The organism is Blastomonas sp. AAP25, from assembly GCF_001295965.1.
GTDB classification, from domain to species: Bacteria; Pseudomonadota; Alphaproteobacteria; order Sphingomonadales; family Sphingomonadaceae; genus Blastomonas; species Blastomonas fulva.
The window spans coordinates 19887-35988 of sequence record NZ_LJHP01000046.1 but is presented as its reverse complement, the minus strand read 5'-3'; the positions used below and the strand labels follow the sequence as shown (position 1 = coordinate 35988).

At 60.6% G+C, this 16102-nt stretch carries 13 protein-coding genes; 6 read left to right on the top strand and 7 right to left on the bottom strand.

Features of this window, described 5'->3' with window-relative positions:
• Position 1: 1 nt before the first annotated feature.
• The 5 genes from IP68_RS19085 to IP68_RS19065 are packed head-to-tail and all read right to left on the bottom strand — an operon-like array spanning position 2 to position 4898.
• A complete protein-coding gene (locus IP68_RS19085; RefSeq protein WP_082382508.1) occupies positions 2-706 on the bottom strand; it encodes a PIG-L deacetylase family protein in 705 nt (234 codons plus the stop codon).
• Positions 679-1806, bottom strand: a complete 1128-nt coding sequence (locus IP68_RS19080) for an acyl-CoA dehydrogenase family protein (RefSeq protein ID WP_054136610.1) — start codon at positions 1804-1806, stop codon at positions 679-681. The genes IP68_RS19085 and IP68_RS19080 overlap by 28 nt, the downstream gene beginning before the upstream one ends.
• Positions 1803-2840 carry a glycosyl transferase gene (locus tag IP68_RS19075; protein WP_054136609.1) on the bottom strand — a complete coding sequence of 346 codons (1038 nt, stop codon included), beginning with the start codon at positions 2838-2840 and terminating at the stop codon, positions 1803-1805. The genes IP68_RS19080 and IP68_RS19075 overlap by 4 nt, the downstream gene beginning before the upstream one ends.
• Positions 2837-3769: a glycosyltransferase gene (locus tag IP68_RS19070; protein ID WP_054136608.1), complete on the bottom strand. Its 933-nt coding sequence runs from the start codon at positions 3767-3769 to the stop codon at positions 2837-2839. Before IP68_RS19070 ends, IP68_RS19075 begins: the two co-directional genes overlap by 4 nt.
• Complete coding sequence (locus tag IP68_RS19065; protein ID WP_082382507.1) at positions 3762-4898, bottom strand: glycosyltransferase; 1137 nt, start codon at positions 4896-4898, stop codon at positions 3762-3764. Before IP68_RS19065 ends, IP68_RS19070 begins: the two co-directional genes overlap by 8 nt.
• A 433-nt stretch (positions 4899-5331) precedes the next feature.
• On the opposite strand from IP68_RS19065, the gene IP68_RS19060 reads away from it, so the two are divergent.
• Together IP68_RS19060 and IP68_RS19055 are read left to right on the top strand one after the other, a co-directional pair.
• Positions 5332-7413, top strand: coding sequence for a TonB-dependent receptor (locus IP68_RS19060; RefSeq protein WP_197275871.1), 2082 nt, complete (start codon positions 5332-5334; stop codon positions 7411-7413).
• Positions 7394-8626: a PepSY domain-containing protein gene (locus IP68_RS19055; protein WP_054136606.1), complete on the top strand. Its 1233-nt coding sequence runs from the start codon at positions 7394-7396 to the stop codon at positions 8624-8626. The genes IP68_RS19060 and IP68_RS19055 overlap by 20 nt, the downstream gene beginning before the upstream one ends.
• Before the next feature lie 551 nt (positions 8627-9177).
• Here the strand turns inward: IP68_RS19055 and IP68_RS19050 are convergent.
• Complete coding sequence (locus tag IP68_RS19050; protein WP_069050423.1) at positions 9178-9750, bottom strand: helix-turn-helix transcriptional regulator; 573 nt, start codon at positions 9748-9750, stop codon at positions 9178-9180.
• A 655-nt stretch (positions 9751-10405) separates the two neighbouring features.
• On the opposite strand from IP68_RS19050, the gene IP68_RS19045 reads away from it, so the two are divergent.
• The 4 genes from IP68_RS19045 to IP68_RS20385 all read left to right on the top strand — a co-directional run bounded on the left by IP68_RS19045 (position 10406) and on the right by IP68_RS20385 (position 15369).
• Positions 10406-10972: a hypothetical protein gene (locus IP68_RS19045; protein ID WP_054136604.1), complete on the top strand. Its 567-nt coding sequence runs from the start codon at positions 10406-10408 to the stop codon at positions 10970-10972.
• 214 nt (positions 10973-11186) lie between these two features.
• Positions 11187-11870, top strand: coding sequence for a molecular chaperone (locus IP68_RS19040; RefSeq protein ID WP_197275870.1), 684 nt, complete (start codon positions 11187-11189; stop codon positions 11868-11870).
• Positions 11871-11959: 89 nt separating this feature from the next.
• Positions 11960-14473, top strand: a complete 2514-nt coding sequence (locus IP68_RS19035) for a fimbria/pilus outer membrane usher protein (protein ID WP_197275869.1) — start codon at positions 11960-11962, stop codon at positions 14471-14473.
• Positions 14470-15369 (top strand): hypothetical protein, encoded by a 900-nt coding sequence (locus tag IP68_RS20385; RefSeq protein ID WP_156318296.1) that lies wholly within the window; start codon positions 14470-14472, stop codon positions 15367-15369. The genes IP68_RS19035 and IP68_RS20385 overlap by 4 nt, the downstream gene beginning before the upstream one ends.
• Before the next feature lie 10 nt (positions 15370-15379).
• On the opposite strand, the gene IP68_RS20380 is transcribed toward IP68_RS20385, so the two are convergent.
• Entirely contained in the window at positions 15380-16048 is a 669-nt protein-coding gene (locus tag IP68_RS20380) for a hypothetical protein (protein WP_156318294.1), read from the bottom strand.
• Positions 16049-16102 lie beyond the last annotated feature (54 nt).

The window sequence follows — 16102 nt, the reverse complement described above, 5'->3', positions numbered from 1 at the left end:
GTCAGTCTCCGGTGCAATACAGGATGTCGGTGGTCGGCATTCGCCTGAAGGCGCGCGGCAACCGGAATCCGGGGCCCCGCGATGCGCCAATCTGGCTGCGATGCGCGGCCAGCGCCAGGCGGCGAAGCCCAGCCGACATCGGTTGGGTACGGAGCAGGGTGCTGCCACGAGGCAAGGGCCGCTCACCCCAGACGATGTACTCTGCAATACGCAATGGGCGGCGGCTGGCATCGCGTACGGCATAGGCCAGCCGTGCAGCGGCCGCGTGATCGCAATGCGGCTCATTCCTTGCGGTCACTGCGATCGCATCCACCCGCTGCGCCGCGCACAGCGCCACGAGCCTACGGCAAGTGCGATCGAACAATACGTTACCCGGATGCGAAGGCGATGCGTCGCGCCAGTCGAGGTGCAGCGTCTCCACCGGTTCGCCGGCCAGCCGGCGCAATGCCAGCGCCGCTTCGCGCTTGCGGGTAATGATCAACCCGCGACCTGCGCTTGCTGGGTGCGAGCCCGAGCCATCGGTGAGATAGGCAATCCCTGCCAGACGCTTTTCGCGCGCGGTCTGGTGGATCAGGGCGCCCGCACCCAATGTCTCGTCATCAGGATGAGGCGCGATCACCAGCCAGCGAAGAGATCGCCAGGGCCGGGCCGACAGGCTGGTGGCGCGCAGCAGTCCGCTCACCACAGCCGGTCTGCCGGGCCCCATGGGTCACGCTCCAGCCATGCCTGTGCCGCGCAATCGCGCGCATAATCGGGGCCCGCTTGGCGCAGATACAGGCTGAGATCGCGGCTGATCTTGTCAATCCGCGTGCCATCCAACGCGCTGTAAGTGCCGGTGATGCGCGCTGCGGCCTCGATCATGTCCAGCCCTGCGCGCTCCACGATCCCGCGCGTCATCTGCGCAAATGCCGGACCATCGGGATCTTGCGACGCGGCGCGCAGCGCGCATTCGCGGACCCACAGATAGGCGGTGCGGGCGGCGGCAACAGCATCGGCGAACCGCGCACGCTGCACCGGGTCCTCGCGTGCGGCAGGGCGCATCGCCTTGCGGATCTCGGTCAGCAACCCCTCAATTCCGCCCAGCTGGACCGCGGTGAACCGCCACGCGCCAGCCGTGAACCGTGGGTCGCGGTGATAATCGCCGCCTTCACCCAGGCAATCCTCCGGCGCTATGGCAAGCCCGTCCAGCGCATAGCTGCCACTCCCGGTGGCGCGCATCCCGCGCACACGCCATTGCGACAGATCGGCGCGTTCGGGGTCGTCGGCGCGCACAATCACGAGCTGTGCGTCTCCATCCAGACGGCGGGCCGTGATCAGGGCGTGGGAATTGCCGCCCGCGCCGGTAGCGAACGACTTGGCGCCTTCGAGCACATAGCCGCTTTGCGTTTCGAGAATCGCGACCCCGGGGAGGGGCTCAGTGGCCCACACGCCGTAGATCGCACCGGCGCCCAGGGCCCCCTTGAGCGCATGCAGCTGCACCGTCGAGCCATACCAGCCGAACAGCAGCATGGCGTTGACATGCCCCTCGTAAAGCCTGCCGACGCTGAGGTCAGCGCGACCGATGATTCTCAGGACATTGAGCATCGCCAGATGGCGCTGATCGTCATCGCGGAAAGGCTGGCCGCCGCTGGCCACCGGTGCGAAGGTGCGGTGCAGCCCCGCCCGCACGATCTGCGCAATACTGTCGGCAGGATAGACTGGCGCTGCATCATAGCGCGCGCCGAGCTCCGCCAGATTTTCGGCAATGCCCATCGCTGCGGCGACGCAATCGGGGCCTGTCGGGACGGACGCGCTGGCCAAGGTCATGCTGCCAGCTCCCGTGCGACCCATGTGGCGGCTTGCGCCTCAAGCCAGCGGGCAAGCCGCGTCGCCGCCTGCGGATCGCGCAGCGCGCGGCGTCCTGCCGGGTCCAGCGCTCGCACCGCGGAAAGAGCTGCAGGCCATTCGTGCACGTCCGGCCAGGCCGGGCGGACGATGGCAGCGCCCATGCGCTGCAGCCCCGAGGCGGTGGCATTCTGTTCGCCGAAAGGTCGCGGCTCGGGGATGCAGACGAAGGGGCGATCGGCGGCCATGACCAGGCCGACGACCCCGTCGCCTGCTGCGCCGACCACCACCGAAGCCTTCGCTACCTCGTCGGCCATTGTGTCGCTCCAGCCGGCGAACACCAGGTTGCCCGGGCAATCGGATGGTGCCGAGAAGTTTCCGACAACCCTCCATGTGTGGTCCGAGCAGGCGCGGGCGGCGTCGGCGATCGCCGCAGCCGTCAGCGATGTCCCGCCTTCGCCGACGATCACCAGCACGGTGTCACGGGGAGCGCCCGGCGCAGCGCGGGCAGGGCTGAGCCCCGGCGCATAAAAGGTCTTGGCCCGGACCCAGTCGGGCGTGGCGGGATCCTCCATGGCCTGCGCAAAGGGCGCGATCAGCGCCTGCGCGCTGCGAAACGCTTCAAGATGCGCAGGATCGCTGCGCTTGCCGTTCAAGCGTACATAAAGCACGGGAACCGAGGCCAGCCGCGCCAGCATGGCAACTTCCACCGACACATCGACGATCATCAGCAGCGGCCGGGCCTGCGCGATCCATTCGCTGATGCGTGCGACGCGGCTGCGGATGCCTTCATGGTCGAGCGGGGCGTAATGCAATGTATTGGGGCGATTGGCAGCCTGATCCCGGCCATCGAAACCGTCGCCGAGCCGGTCATCTGCAAGCACGATGCCCTCTGCGTCGATCTGGCTGCCGAGCAGGGTCACAGGCAAGGATGTCGCCTCGCGGATCACCCGCGCGCGAGTGAGGTGCCCGGCCCCGTGATGATGGACGTAATAGCCGATCGGGCGCGGGGTCATGCCATCACCGCCAGCGGCATATCGTGCGGCATCGGTGGCAGCATGGCCTCGTCGCGCACCATGTCGGCGGGGCTAGCCGATAGCTCGCGCATCCTGCGCCGCCACTCGGCTCGGGCACGCCAATGATCGAAATCCGGCATCAGGAGCGCATCTTCCGCCCCGGCCTCGACGATGCGCGCCATGTCGTCGGCCATGCCGCCTGCCGCGCGACCATCGCATCGGGGCGAGACATAGGCCCAGACATGGGACGGATGCGCGATCCGCGCGCCACGCGCCAGCGCTGCCATCACCAGCCCACGATCCTCGCCGCTGGCGATCCGGGGCACCCCGCCCGATGCGCGATAGGCAGCAAGCGTGATCGCCAGGCTGGCGCCGGTGTGGTCGCCGTGCCGCGGCGGCATGTCCCAGGCTATCGGGTCGATTGCATCCTCGATCGCGCGCACCTGTTCCCAATAGCGATCCAACGCCCGCCGCAGCATCGCAGCATGCGCGGGCAATGGTTCGTCGGGATCGATGACGATGCGACCGCCCACCAGATCGACGCCGCGTGCGATGCCTGCCGCGATAGCCGACAGCCAGTGAGAGGGGGGCCGAGCATCGGCGTCGGTGCTGACGAGGATGGCATGGTCATTGTTGGCGAGCAATTGGGCACCGCGGTCCATCGCAAGCCTTCGCGCCGACCCCGCATGGGCCTCGCCCGGCGCGAAGTGGATGTCGGTCAAATCGATACTCAGCCGTCCAGCATAGTCGGCCCGGCAGCGGTCGATCACCTCAAGGCTGGCGTCGGTCGTGTTATTGACGACAATGGCAACCGGGATGGGCCCGGGAAAATCCTGGGCTGCGAGGGCCTTCAGCAGCACTGGCAGGCGGTCTGCCTCGTTGCGCGCAGGCACGCACACGCACAGCGGGGCGGCACCCGGATCACCCACGGATCATGGCCGGAGTGGGGGTGTCCATGGATTGAACCGGATAGGGTTCGCGCGCGGTGGGCACGGTTTGTGCGGGCATCCGGCGGATCATGTGCGCATAGATCGCTTCATAGCCATCGATCATCTTTTCGGCATCGCAGATCGCAATGGCCCTGGAGCGGCAGGCCCGCCGGTCAAGCTGCATCGCGGTCAGCGTAGCCAGCGCGAGAGAGCCTGAATCGCCGGGCGTTGCCAGCACGCCGGAACGTGAATCGACAATCTCTGGGATGGCGCCGCGCGCAAACGAGGCAACGGGCACGCCGCATGCTAATGCCTCAGCCACTACGAGGCCATAGGGCTCATCCCACATCGGTGAGCACAGGAATGCGCGAGCCCCTCCAATGACGTTGGCCAGATCAACATGCGCCATATGCCCTTCGTACCGAGCATGGACCCCCAACCGAGGCTGGATTTCGTCGCGGAAATAGGCCTCGTCGTGCGCAGGCCCGGCGATCCGCAGTGGCAATCCCACATGCCGGGCGGCATCCATCGCCAGATGCAGACCTTTTTCTGGGACGATCCGCCCGTACCAGACCAGATAGGGGTCGGCATCGGCAAAAGGCCGAAATGAGAACTTGTTGAGATCGATACCGTTGGGGATCACCGCATCAAGGCCGCGGACGTGCGCCCATTGCCGTGCGATCGAATGCGACACGCCGACCAGCGCATGGTTCGTCGTATCGCTCAGCCGGACACCGCTTTCCAGCCAGCAGAACGGCGGCGTATGCAGCGTCGTGACCATTGGCATTGGCAGCGCATCTGCCATCGAAACCGGCAGATAATGCAGCGAATTGTTCTGGATGATGTCGAAGTCGCGCGTACGAAGACTGTTCATAAGCGAGAGATAGGCATGGTGCTCGCGGAAGAAGGCAATGTCGCTGGCTTCTGACAGACCGACTTCGGCGATCGCGGTCTCTGAGCATATCGCCTCGAGGCCAAGATCAGGATCGGACCTTACGGTGGCGAAGAGGGTGACATCGTGCCCGCGCTGCCGCAGCATTGTTGCCAGTTGGAACGTGTGCGTTTCCAGACCCCCGGCAAAAGGTTCGGCGATCGGGTGCTTGAGATGGGAAATGATACCGATACGCAACCTTGAAGACTCCCGAAATTGACATCCTGGACCCGGGACAATCGCGGTATTGGCACGCGTGATTGCCATTGGCGGTCACGCGTCAACGCGCTGAGGCAAAGAAGGTGGGTCCCGGGATTGCTGGCGCATGTAACCAAGACGATACCTGTGAAGGGGTGATTGGTTGCGTGGCGACAAATGCCAGGGCGTCGTGATCTGGCGGAAGATTGGACAGATGCCTCGATCGCAATTCGTCTGCAGTCTCCAAAGTGCAATTCCAAATTTCAGCATTTCGAGCAATTTTTTGGCGACCTCGAGAATGCTGGCCCTCAAGGTTCACCAAGCCTGCGACCACTTTGCTATTGATAACGCCTTGCAACATCTTTAAGGCCCTCTGCCAGAGGGAGTTGGCATGGGTTCGCTGCTGATTTTTAGTCTTATGGCCACGACGGCGATGTCCACAGGTCAGGGTGATGGGCTGGGCGCGGATGCAACCATGCCTCAAAGCGATCAGGCCGAGATCGTCGTCACTGCCACCCGCTCGGGCTCGGCTATCGAGCGACTGCCGATTTCCGTTTCGGTGGTGGATGAGGAGACGGTGAACGAGCAGCTGCGCCAGAACCGCAATATCCTGTCCGGCCTGGAGTTCATTGTGCCGGGCCTGAGCGTTCAGGACAGCGAGGTGCGCGGCAGTTGCAGCAGCGCCATTCGTGGCCGCGCAGCCTCGTTTCAGATCAACGGCGTGCCGGTGAACGAAGACCTGCGCCCGGGCTCGTGCACCGGACCTTTCACCATATCGCCGTTCTCGGTCGAGAGGGTCGAGGTGGTTCGCGGTGGCACCGCGCTATATGGTGCAGGAGCGCCCGGCGGGATCATAAACCTGATCACCCGGCGCGCGAAAAGCGAGGCGCTGGAGATCGATGCCACCTTGCAGACCAGCTTCAATACCGAAAGGTCGCGCAACACGTTGACGACCGATCTGTATGCGGGCATCGGCCAGAAGCTCGGTTCATTCGATTATTATGTCGGCGCGGCCTATACCGATGGCGGACGGGCACGCAGCGCCACCGGCCTTCCTGTCTATTCGGCGGCCTATGAAGCGGTCGACCTGTTGGCATCGCTGGGGCTCGATCTTGGCGCGGGCCAGGAGCTGCGATTCACCGGCACGTTCCACAACGAGGATGTCGGCGCTCAATTCTATCCGGACGGCACGATCGACCCGGTCAGCGGTCTGTCGCGGATCGTCGAGGTGGCGCCCCACCCGCAGGTGGGCCAGGGTCGCGATCGCAATGTCACCATGGCCTTGAGCTACCGCCATCCCGATCTGCTGGCGCACGACGTGTCGATCAGCCTGTTCTATCAGGACCAGTCGATCAAGCAGCGCGACAACTTCTTCACCGCTGACTTCGGCGATGATTTCTTCGCCTCCAACCGAGAGAACAGCCGCCTCGGCTTCAGGTCCGCGCTGACGCGAAGCTACCCCATCGGCTCGGGAAGCCTCAAGACCACTTATGGCTTCGATTTCACCCGCAATGATTTTCTGCGATTCAATGTCGATGCCGCCAAAGGCGAGGCGGTGACCGGCTATGTGACGCCCGCCTTCTACCTCAATACCTATGCGCCGTTCGGTCAGGTCGAACTGGGCCTGGGACGCCTGACCTTGAGCGGTGGCTTCCGCCGCGAATGGTACAGCGGCGCCATCGAGCGCGAAGGATTCAACCCTGCCCTGCCGCGCGCTGCCACGCCGGGAGCGTTCGGCAATTCGAGCCTGAACCTTTGGAATGCCGGTGCGGTGTTTGCCGTCGCCGATGCCGTTCAGCTTTATGCGAGCTTCAGTCAGGGCGCCGAACTCACCCAGCTTGGCCGCGCGGCACGTGGCGCGACCGACCCCTCGCTGATCACGGTCGAACCTGCCACCTCCGATCAATACGAGCTTGGCCTCAGGGGTGACATCGGCCCGGTGAATTTCGGCTTGGCGGTCTATCACTCGCGCTCGGCGTCTTCGTCGCAAATCCAGCCCGACCCGAGCTGCGCAGGCGAGACCTTCTGCCCCCTGATCCCGCTGCGCGTGCCGGAACGTTTTCGCGGCTTCGAGGCCAATGCGAGCTGGAAGGCGACCAATACCTTCACCCTGGCAGGCGTCTTCACGCTGCAACGCGGACGGGTGTTCAACGAGGATCTGGGGCGATTCATTGCATACGGCACCGATGTTGCCGTCCCGGTCCGGGTGACAGGCCGCGCGGAATGGCGCCCGGTCGCACCGCTCAAACTCAACTTCCAGATGACTCATTATGGCGCGTCGTCATTCTTCACCCCGACCGAACAAGCAATTGGCTTTGTCGATACCGACGCGGTGACGCTCGCGAGCGGCAGCGTCAGCTATCAGGCAGGACCGGTCGAGTTCTACATTGCTGCCGACAATCTGTTCGACGAACGCTATGTGAGCGTCGCCAACCAGGTGCAGGGACAAGGCGGCTTCACCTTCATGGAAGCACCGGGGCGCAGGGTGACGGTGGGTGTCAGCGGTCGCTTCTGACACCCCGCGCACGGTCCATGGGGACGAGGCGCAGGCGGGGCGCCGCAAGGCCGTACCGCTGTCCTACTGGCTGCACTCGCTTGTCGGCCTCAAGCTCAGCCTGTTCCTGGGATTCGTCTGCCTGACCGGCACGATCGCTACCGTCGCGCATGAGATCGAATGGCTCTACAAGCCCGCTGTGCGCGCGTCCGCGATGCAGCGCGAGGCTGATTGGGGCGCGATGTGGGATGCCGCAAAGGCCGCCCATCCCTATGCAACATTGACCGCGATCGGATCGTACGAACGAAACGACGCGCCCTATTTCGCCAAGTCGGTGTCCGCGACCGACGGCACGGGCCAGGATTTCACGATCTATGTCGATCCCGGCACGTCACGGGTGACCGGCCACGAATATGGCCGCAGCTTTCAGGATGCGATGCGCGCGCTGCATTATTACCTTTTCGCACCCGGACCGATACCGATGTACATCGTCACGTCGCTCGGGTTCCTGTTGGTCCTATCGCTGGTGACCGGACTTATCAGCTACAAGAAATTCTGGCGCGGGTTCTGGCGCATGCCGCGCTGGCATCGCGATCTACGCACCGTGATGGGCGATCTCCACCGCCTCATCGGGCTTTGGTCGGTCTGGTTCGTCGCGGTCATCGGCGTCACTTCGATCTGGTATTTCGTCGAGCACGCCGGGTTGGACCTGAACGCCCCGCCACCCTTTGTGAAGCCGATCCAACCGGCGACCGACATCACGGGCGACCAGATCAGCCGCTGGACCCGGATCGCCCGGCGCGAAATGCCCGGCCTTGCGATCACGGCGGTCCATCTGCCTTATGGACCCGGCGACCCCGCTATCGTCCAGGGCCAATGGCAGGCCTGGCTGGTACGCGAGCGTACCAATGCCGTCTTTATCGACCCCGCGACCGACGAGATGGTTGGCAAGCGCATCGCGCACGAAATGGGCGTGGGCGAACGCATCGTCCACACGGCCGACCCGCTGCATTTCGGCACCTTTGGTGGCCTCGCCACCAAGCTTATCTGGGTGGTGTTCGGTGTCGCGCTTGTAGCCATGGCCGGCAGCGGGGCGGTGATCTATGCCAAGCGTCTGCGCATCGCGGCGGGCAGCGGCGTTGCCATGGGCATGCTGGACTATCTGGGTGATTGGAAATGGCCGAGCATCCTTGCGATCACTGCCGTGCCCGGAATTGCATTCTGGTTCTGGTGAACAGCCAAGGCCGCTGAACCATAGCTTGCGCTCAGCCACGCACAAAATGGATGATAGATTCTTCCAGGTGGAGATAGCTTCTGCCTTTGCGCCTTGGCCTGGTTATAACCGAGGGCCGCGCAAGGCTGATCGACTGCGTCGAGGCGCAAGCCACCGCTCCTATCAGCTACGGTCGTTCCTGTCGGCCGACGTGAACGACCCATTCTGGGTCGGTTACGGACTGACAGGTTCTGAGGCATCCAGCTAACGCTCAACGGCTGCTGTTAACTGGGCATAGGCCCTTCCAGGGGCACCCGGCTGCTAACAACGTTGACTTTGCCATTGCCCCCATGCCGCGCCTGCGGATCAGATTTACGCGAGCCGGTGGCAATGGTAGCCCAGTCAACAGGGCAAGGGGGAGGTGCCGATCATGCGGGCGAGCTAGTTGGCCGTGGGTTGGATGATCAAGTCTGTGAAGATCACGATGTTAGCATGACTCCCCATAAATCCAGACAACCACAGAAGGTGTTCAATCTGCTTTGGTGCGAGCGCCTCCAAAGTCGCGGTCGACCTCAATTGAACAGGAAAAGCCGCAGATTGGCGAAGAGTTCTTCGCGTGATGACACGCCGACCTTGCGGTAGATATTTCGGATGTGGAAGCGTACGGTGTCGAAGGATTTACCTTCGATTTCGACGATATCCTGCACTGTTTTGCCTTCGAGCTTGCGGCGGCAGATCAGCGCTTCCTGTTTGGTCAGGTTGAAGAATGTCTCGAAGTGACGAAAATCGGCAGCGAGGAAGTCGTCAGTCTGTGCAAACCTGATTCCAAAGCATGTTGGCACTCCGGGCGTCATGATCCGCTGGATCTGGAGAGCCCAGAGCGGGCGATCGTTTTCATCCTTGAGCCATAGGACAATGTCCGCGTTTCCGCTGCGGATAAAATCCTGAAATGCCGTCTGCTCCTTTTTGCCGGTTATGGTGATGAGATCACGGTCGATCCTGAATGCCCGGGTGGCGGAGAGGAATTGTGCGAGCTGGTCGTTATGCCATAGCACCTTTTGCTGCTCGTCGCAGATGAGACGGCCATGGCGGCCAAGCGAAAGCCAACCCGACAATACCAGCGGTAACATCAATGAAAAGGTCATTGGCACTTTTTTGTGTAGTGATTGCAGCCTTTGTACGTGGATGGCTTACGCCGTCCGAATAAATCAAACACTATTATTCGTATTTCTCTAGATTCGACAAACAAGTTTATTTCCTCCAGCGAGGCTACCAGATTATCTGACGCACTTTGTAGACAGAGTATGGTCGCAACCAACACGTCCAGGGATATATTGCACTGCGTATGTCTTGAGCATTGCGTAGGTCGCGCCAACACCAAAATTAATAGATTTTTAATGAAAAAATATTTCAAAGGCGGGACGGTTCGCCTTTTTTTATGCTGTGCACGCGATTCGCGATTGTAAAATCGTCTCTATTCGGCACTCAATGTCACTAACGATGATGATAGATCGGGCGCGAACCAAGCAAACCTTGGCCTGCATGGTCATGTCGGCAAATCCCACTCAAATGGGTGAAGCGATTTGCTTGGCATTGGGGCTACGCTGATTAACGGTGAAGGTTTTGCTGTTAACTATTTCAGTTAACGGCAGCTGCCTTCCCCAAAAAAGCAGAGGATATGCCGACAATAGCCCCCCCCCCAATTACCTTTGTGTCGCAGGCAGGTCTCGCAGCCTGCCCAGGAAAAGTAACCGATATGCCAAGCAATGGTGCCTGGCGTAGGCGAAAAGGATTTGCCTTATGAAGAAGATCTTGATGGTTGCAGCTGCAGCCGCAGCCCTGAGTGCAGTCCCCGCATCGGCACAGACTGCCGGTACCAATCTCACCATCAACCTGAACGCTCAGGTCGGTAGCGTTTGCGGTGCCTATCGCGCAGGAGGCCAGGTTGTGGCTATCAATTTCGGCGAACTCGCCAGCGTCGCAACCACCGCAACCGTGACCCCCGCCAGCCAAGGCAGCGTCACCTATCGCTGCAACTCGCCGGTTGGCTTTACTCGCACGATCAGCTCGGCAAACGGCGGCTTTCTGTCGCGCAACAATGCACCGAACCCTACTGCTGAAAACCGCATTCCGTTCTTTTTCGCACATGGTGGCGGCAGCGGTCTGGGAATTCCCTCGCAGCAGCTGACGGCTGCGGTCATCACCAACTTGAACGCCAGTTCCGCGTTTCTTGCTGGCCAGACTGGCGGTCTGACCTTCTCGATCAATGGTGTGCAGGCCGCTGTCGGTGGCAACGATGCGCCGGGCACCACCGTGTTCGCTGGTACCTATCAGGACACAGTGACCATCGCCATCACTGCGAACTGATTTTGCCGACTTCAATGTATGCTCATGAAAAGGGCGGGGCAGCGATGCCTCGTCCTTTTCAGTATTTTCCCTGATCCATGCATTACGATGGCATCTTCGGTCTTATGAGCGAAAATGCATCAGGTGTCTGGATTGGGCGACAAAATCTGTTGTTATTACTAGGAGCTTATTGATGGTGCCCGCTAGGTTAGCATCAACGATTAAGGCTGCCATGTTGGCCATCGTTGCATTGGCAATGGCTACGGTCGCCCACGCGTATGAAGTCTCCCCGATGCGCATTTTTCTGCAGCCCTCCCGCGGTCAGTCCAGCGCGACGATTGCAGTCAACAACATCCGCACCGACAGCCTCCCGATCGAGGTAAAGGTCCTACGCCGTCTGGTGAATCCCGACGGTTCCCAGACCTTTCAACCTGCCGACGACAAGTTCGTCATATTTCCTCCGCAAGCGCAGATTGCTGCAGGCCAGTCGCAGGCCCTTCGGATCCAGTACACCGGAGATGCTGTCACCGAAAGCGAAGCCTATGTGATCCAGGTCACGGAGGTTCCGGTCAATCGACTTGAGCAATCAGGCATTCAGTTCACCTATAATTTCGGCGTCGCCGTGTATGTTCAGGCCAACAGGCCTCGAGCAAGACTGGCTATCGAAAATACGAGAATTGTTGAAGGAAAACTTCGCTTCAAAGTAGCGAATTCGGGCAATGATTTCGCCTTCATCAATGGCCAGCAGCTCGAATATCAGATCGGTGACGAAAAATTTCGTCTTGATCGGGACGCCCTCACAAATCTGGTCGAAAACCCGATAATTTCGCCAAATAGCGAACGGGAATTCTCTCTCTCGCTTGATAATTTGATCGATGGAACTCCCGTCAAGGTTCGGTTGTCGCGTGCCGACGGCTGATAGTTTGCAGCTCGATTATTCAATTAAAAAAGGAGCACTTTTAGGGCATGAGTGGGGCGGCTGTGGCAAGGGGATTCTTGATAACCAAGATGATTGCCGGCACCGCGCTTGCGATCGACTTGGCCTCGCCCCCGGCAATCGCCCAAGCTTCGGCGGCACCTGAGCCGACCAGTCAGGCTTCCACCCCGCTGCGCATAGGGCCGCAGACCGCGCCGTCCAAATCTGAACTGCCAGAGCCCGACTTGCAGTCCACGCAAAAAGACGCAAGGCAGGCGCCGACGCGGATTAGCCTGCCCCCCTTGCTGGGAGGCCAAAGGCTGTCAGCCATCATGGCGGAGATCACGCTGAGGGAGCTGCTCGGAATCGAAGGCGCTTCATTGCTGGTAGCTCTGGGCGACAGGATCGATGACGATACGAGATTGGCGCTCGAAGAGCGCAAAAGCGAATACTTGACCGTCGATGATCTAGCCCAACTGGGAATTACGGCCAGTTACAAGCCCAATGAACTCTCGATCGTACTAGCCATTCTGCCTTCAGCGCGAGGGCCACAGCGTTTTAATATAGCCAACCAGTTTGATTTTTCCGCAGCCGCTCGTGCGATGCCAGCGGAGTTTGCCGCGGGCTTCACCGGCACGCTGATCGGCGGACGCGACTTCAGCGCTGGGTCGGTCAGCGACAGGCTGATCTACGATTTCGCCGGCTTTGCCAACGTCGGCGGGCGTGATGGAGTGTATGTAACATATGGCGGAACGTTTAACATTGCAGGCGGAGGCGGGCTGTTCGAGCGGAACCGGATGATCGTGTTCAAGGATTTCGAAAGTGCGATCCTGCGTGTGTCTGCCGGTGACCTTGTCCCGCAAATACCGATCATTGCAGGCGACGTTGAGATTCTCGGCGTATCAGCCGAACGGCGCTACGACGCCATCCAGCCGTTGCGAAACATCCGTCCCACCGGGCGTCGTACCTTCAGTCTCGATTCGCCGGCCCGGATCGAGATATACGCCAATGGCGCGCTTGTTCAGACGATTGACGCCAGCCCAGGTGAGGTCGACCTCAACCAGATACCAGCTCTTTCCCTGACAAGTAACATTTCTATCATTGTCGAGGACACGACCGGGCGCAGAGAAATCGACAGCTTCACATTGGCCAACGACATCGAGTTGCTGGCCGAAGGCATCAGCGAGTTCAGTTTCTCGGCTGGAGCCCTCCGACGGTTTTCTACGCGCGGATTTGCCTATACCGATAACCCTGTCGCCACCGGTCAGTATATCAAGGGTTTCAGCGAGAAAGTGACTGCGGGGGGACATTTCATCGTCGCTCAGGACTACCAGAATGTCGGCCTGCGCGCTGCGGTACTCGGTTTGCGTGGCGCAATTTTCAGCGGCATCAGCGTCAGTCGCGCGACAGGGAGCACCGGATATGCCGCAAGCCTCGCTTATCGTGGAGATCCGTTGCAATTGTCGGATCTTGGCGGACAGCTGAATTTCCGGTTCGACTATCAAAGCCGTGGTTATCGGCGGTTGTCACTGTTTCAGGTGATCGATAACGTAAAGTTCGATATCGCAGCCGATTATCGGATCAATCTCACGACACGGATTGGAATTTCGTTCGGGGGCACCTATTTTGAACGCTATAACCAACCCGACAAGACGCGCGCTTTGTTTGGAGGCGTCCAGGTCAGTTTTGGCCGACTGCTGCTTTCGGCCACTGCGCGCTATGCCAAGATTGGACCTCGCACCGACACGGGGGTTTTGGCGACGGCGACCTTGCCGCTTGGCCGCTCCCACTTCGCCAACGCCAGCTTTGATACTGGAACGGAGCAGGCGCGCTTAGAGGTCCGCCGCCAGCGCGATATCACGATCCCCGAATTCGACTATGGCGTCATCGCCGAATCCAATCCGCTTTTCGATCGCCTCACGGGCCAGACACGTTTTGCCAATTCGCGCGTCAATCTCGATGTCGAGTTCACGAATGTCCAGCCCAGAGGCACGTTCGGTGGCAGAAACCAGAACATCGGCCAGTTCCGTCTGCAATCCGGTTTCGCCTATGCAGATGGGGAATTTGGGATCGGCCGCAATCCGGGCCGTGGATTTGTGATGGTTAACCGCCACCCTTCGCTGCGTAGGTCGCCCATCGACATCGAGAACAGCGGTGTCGGAAGACGGTCAGGCCAGATCAACGGCTTAGGGCCGGCAGTGATCTCCCAGCTTTCCGGTTATCGTCCGGATCCTGTCCGCGTCGATGTGCTCAACGCGCCGACCGGGTACGATATCGGTCCGGGGGAATATATCAGCGATCCGGGAGCGCTCAGCGGCGTCAAGATCACGGTCGGTTCTGACGCTTTCCGCACCGTGATCGTAACGCTGACTAATCCTGACGGTGTTCCCGTGGCGTTGAGTTACGGAACTGTCCGCAACCTTTTGACCGGCAAGACAGACACCTTCTTTACCAACGCAGCCGGGCGCGCTGTGTTCTCGCAGGTTTCTCCAGGCCGTTACAGGGTTGAGTTTATGGACAGTGACTTGACCTATGATTTCGTGGTATCGGAAGATGCGGCAGCGATTATTCAATCCGACGTCCAGGCCATGGAGGTGATGCCTTGAAGAAGCTTGCTCTGTTCATTGCAACGATCGTCGGTGTTCTTACTCCGGTCCAAGCTGTGCAGTCCCAGTCCGGACAAGCTCAAGGGCAGGGTAACGGGGCAGGTCAATGTTCAGGGCCCTATGTCCTGACCGCACGACAATCGAGCGGGCAGACCTATGACCCCAACGAAAACACCAGCGCCATCGTCCGGATCAACCTGCAGCCAGCCGCCTCCGACACACCGCAGGGTTGCGCCAGCCTACCGGTTAGCATCTTTCCGCAGTCGGCGAGCACGTTCACATTTGGCAACGGTGGCAACGCCATCGGGTTTACCCAAGTCAATTCTGGTCTAGTCTCGCAGGCCAACGCGACGCGGTTCGAGTTGAGCGGCAATGCTCGCAGCCAGCTTGTGCGCGGCACCCCTGTCGATGTCGACTTGTTCGAGATAAGCGCTGGGCAGTTCCTGGCAGCCGGCGAGTATCAGGGGACGGTGCTTGTCCAGGTGGGGGACGGCCTGCCGACCCCGGTGCTGTTCACGATCATCGTACGTCCCGCGATCAAGTTCGTGATCGAGAACGGGTCCTTGCAGAAGGACCTGAGTTTCGGCGACGTCACCGACGGCTCGACGCTGCAGACCACAGTGTTCTATCAAAGCAATGCGGCGGTCGCTATCACGATCCAGTCGCAGAACCTGGGTTCGCTGGTACATGAAGGCGGCAGCGCGTTCGGCAACATCCCCTATAGCCTGGTGTACGATGGCACGCCGGTCAATTTGGCATCGCTTGCCCAGATCAACAGGGCGTTCACCGGGCTCGGCACGCGCAGGGAGCAGATGCAGTTGCGGGTCGAGCCGCAAACGCGCAAATATGCCGGCACCTACCGAGACGTCCTAACGCTCAATTATACGGCCTTTTAGGCATCGTGGATCAGAGTGCCTGGATGTTGAAATAGGCGGAGCGAACCTGGCTGAGGTCGCCGTTCATCTGGACACGAATGACGGTTCGCCCGGGTCGATCCGACTGCATGCTCAACTGGCTGCCGAAAGAAGCTGCGCGGCCTTGGCTGGCTGACACGCCTCCCACGCCGATGTCGGAGAGATCTCCGCCCAGCGAAATCGCATAATGTTCGGCGTTGCAATTCGTCTCCAGCAGGATTTCCCCGCTCGACGGGTTGGGCGCGTAGGCATCTGTGATGTGGCATATTACTGGAACCGTCACTCGCAGCTGAATGCCCAACGAGGACGCATTGGCTGCGTTCAGCGGCACTAATGCCGCTGCGAACGCAGCAATCACGGTTCCAGCTAACTTAGCACGCATGGCAAACACCTCCGACGCCCCCGGATACCGGTAGTTGCTGAAACGGAGATTTATCGGCGTGGTTAATAGCCCATGAGAATTATTGTTGCGTCTCGGCAAATTGAGATCGAGCCCCGATATCAGTGTCGGTTCCAGAGCACTTTGAATGGTAAGCGCAAGAAACCGCGTCGCATATTCGCGTGGGGCCTGATTGGAGTTAACCGCCATGACCGGCCGGATTGTCCCACATTCGCCGACAAAGGCCTCTATCTTGAGATTCGGCCAAACGGATCGAACCATCGGTCCTTGTCCTATCGACGCGGTCGAGCCCGCAGAACTTTTAGCTGTGCTCAA

Bases quoted from the DNA above. Each gene is read 5' to 3' on its own strand.
- IP68_RS19085 (WP_082382508.1), bottom strand. From the start codon at position 706: ATGGGGCCCGGCAGACCGGCTGTGGTGAGCGGACTGCTGCGCGCCACC.
- IP68_RS19080 (WP_054136610.1), bottom strand. From the start codon at position 1,806: ATGACCTTGGCCAGCGCGTCCGTCCCGACAGGCCCCGATTGCGTCGCC.
- IP68_RS19075 (WP_054136609.1), bottom strand. From the start codon at position 2,840: ATGACCCCGCGCCCGATCGGCTATTACGTCCATCATCACGGGGCCGGG.
- IP68_RS19060 (WP_197275871.1), top strand. From the start codon at position 5,332: ATGTCCACAGGTCAGGGTGATGGGCTGGGCGCGGATGCAACCATGCCT.
- IP68_RS19050 (WP_069050423.1), bottom strand. From the start codon at position 9,750: ATGACCTTTTCATTGATGTTACCGCTGGTATTGTCGGGTTGGCTTTCG.
- IP68_RS19045 (WP_054136604.1), top strand. From the start codon at position 10,406: ATGAAGAAGATCTTGATGGTTGCAGCTGCAGCCGCAGCCCTGAGTGCA.
- IP68_RS19035 (WP_197275869.1), top strand. From the start codon at position 11,960: ATGATTGCCGGCACCGCGCTTGCGATCGACTTGGCCTCGCCCCCGGCA.
- IP68_RS20380 (WP_156318294.1), bottom strand. From the start codon at position 16,048: ATGGTTCGATCCGTTTGGCCGAATCTCAAGATAGAGGCCTTTGTCGGC.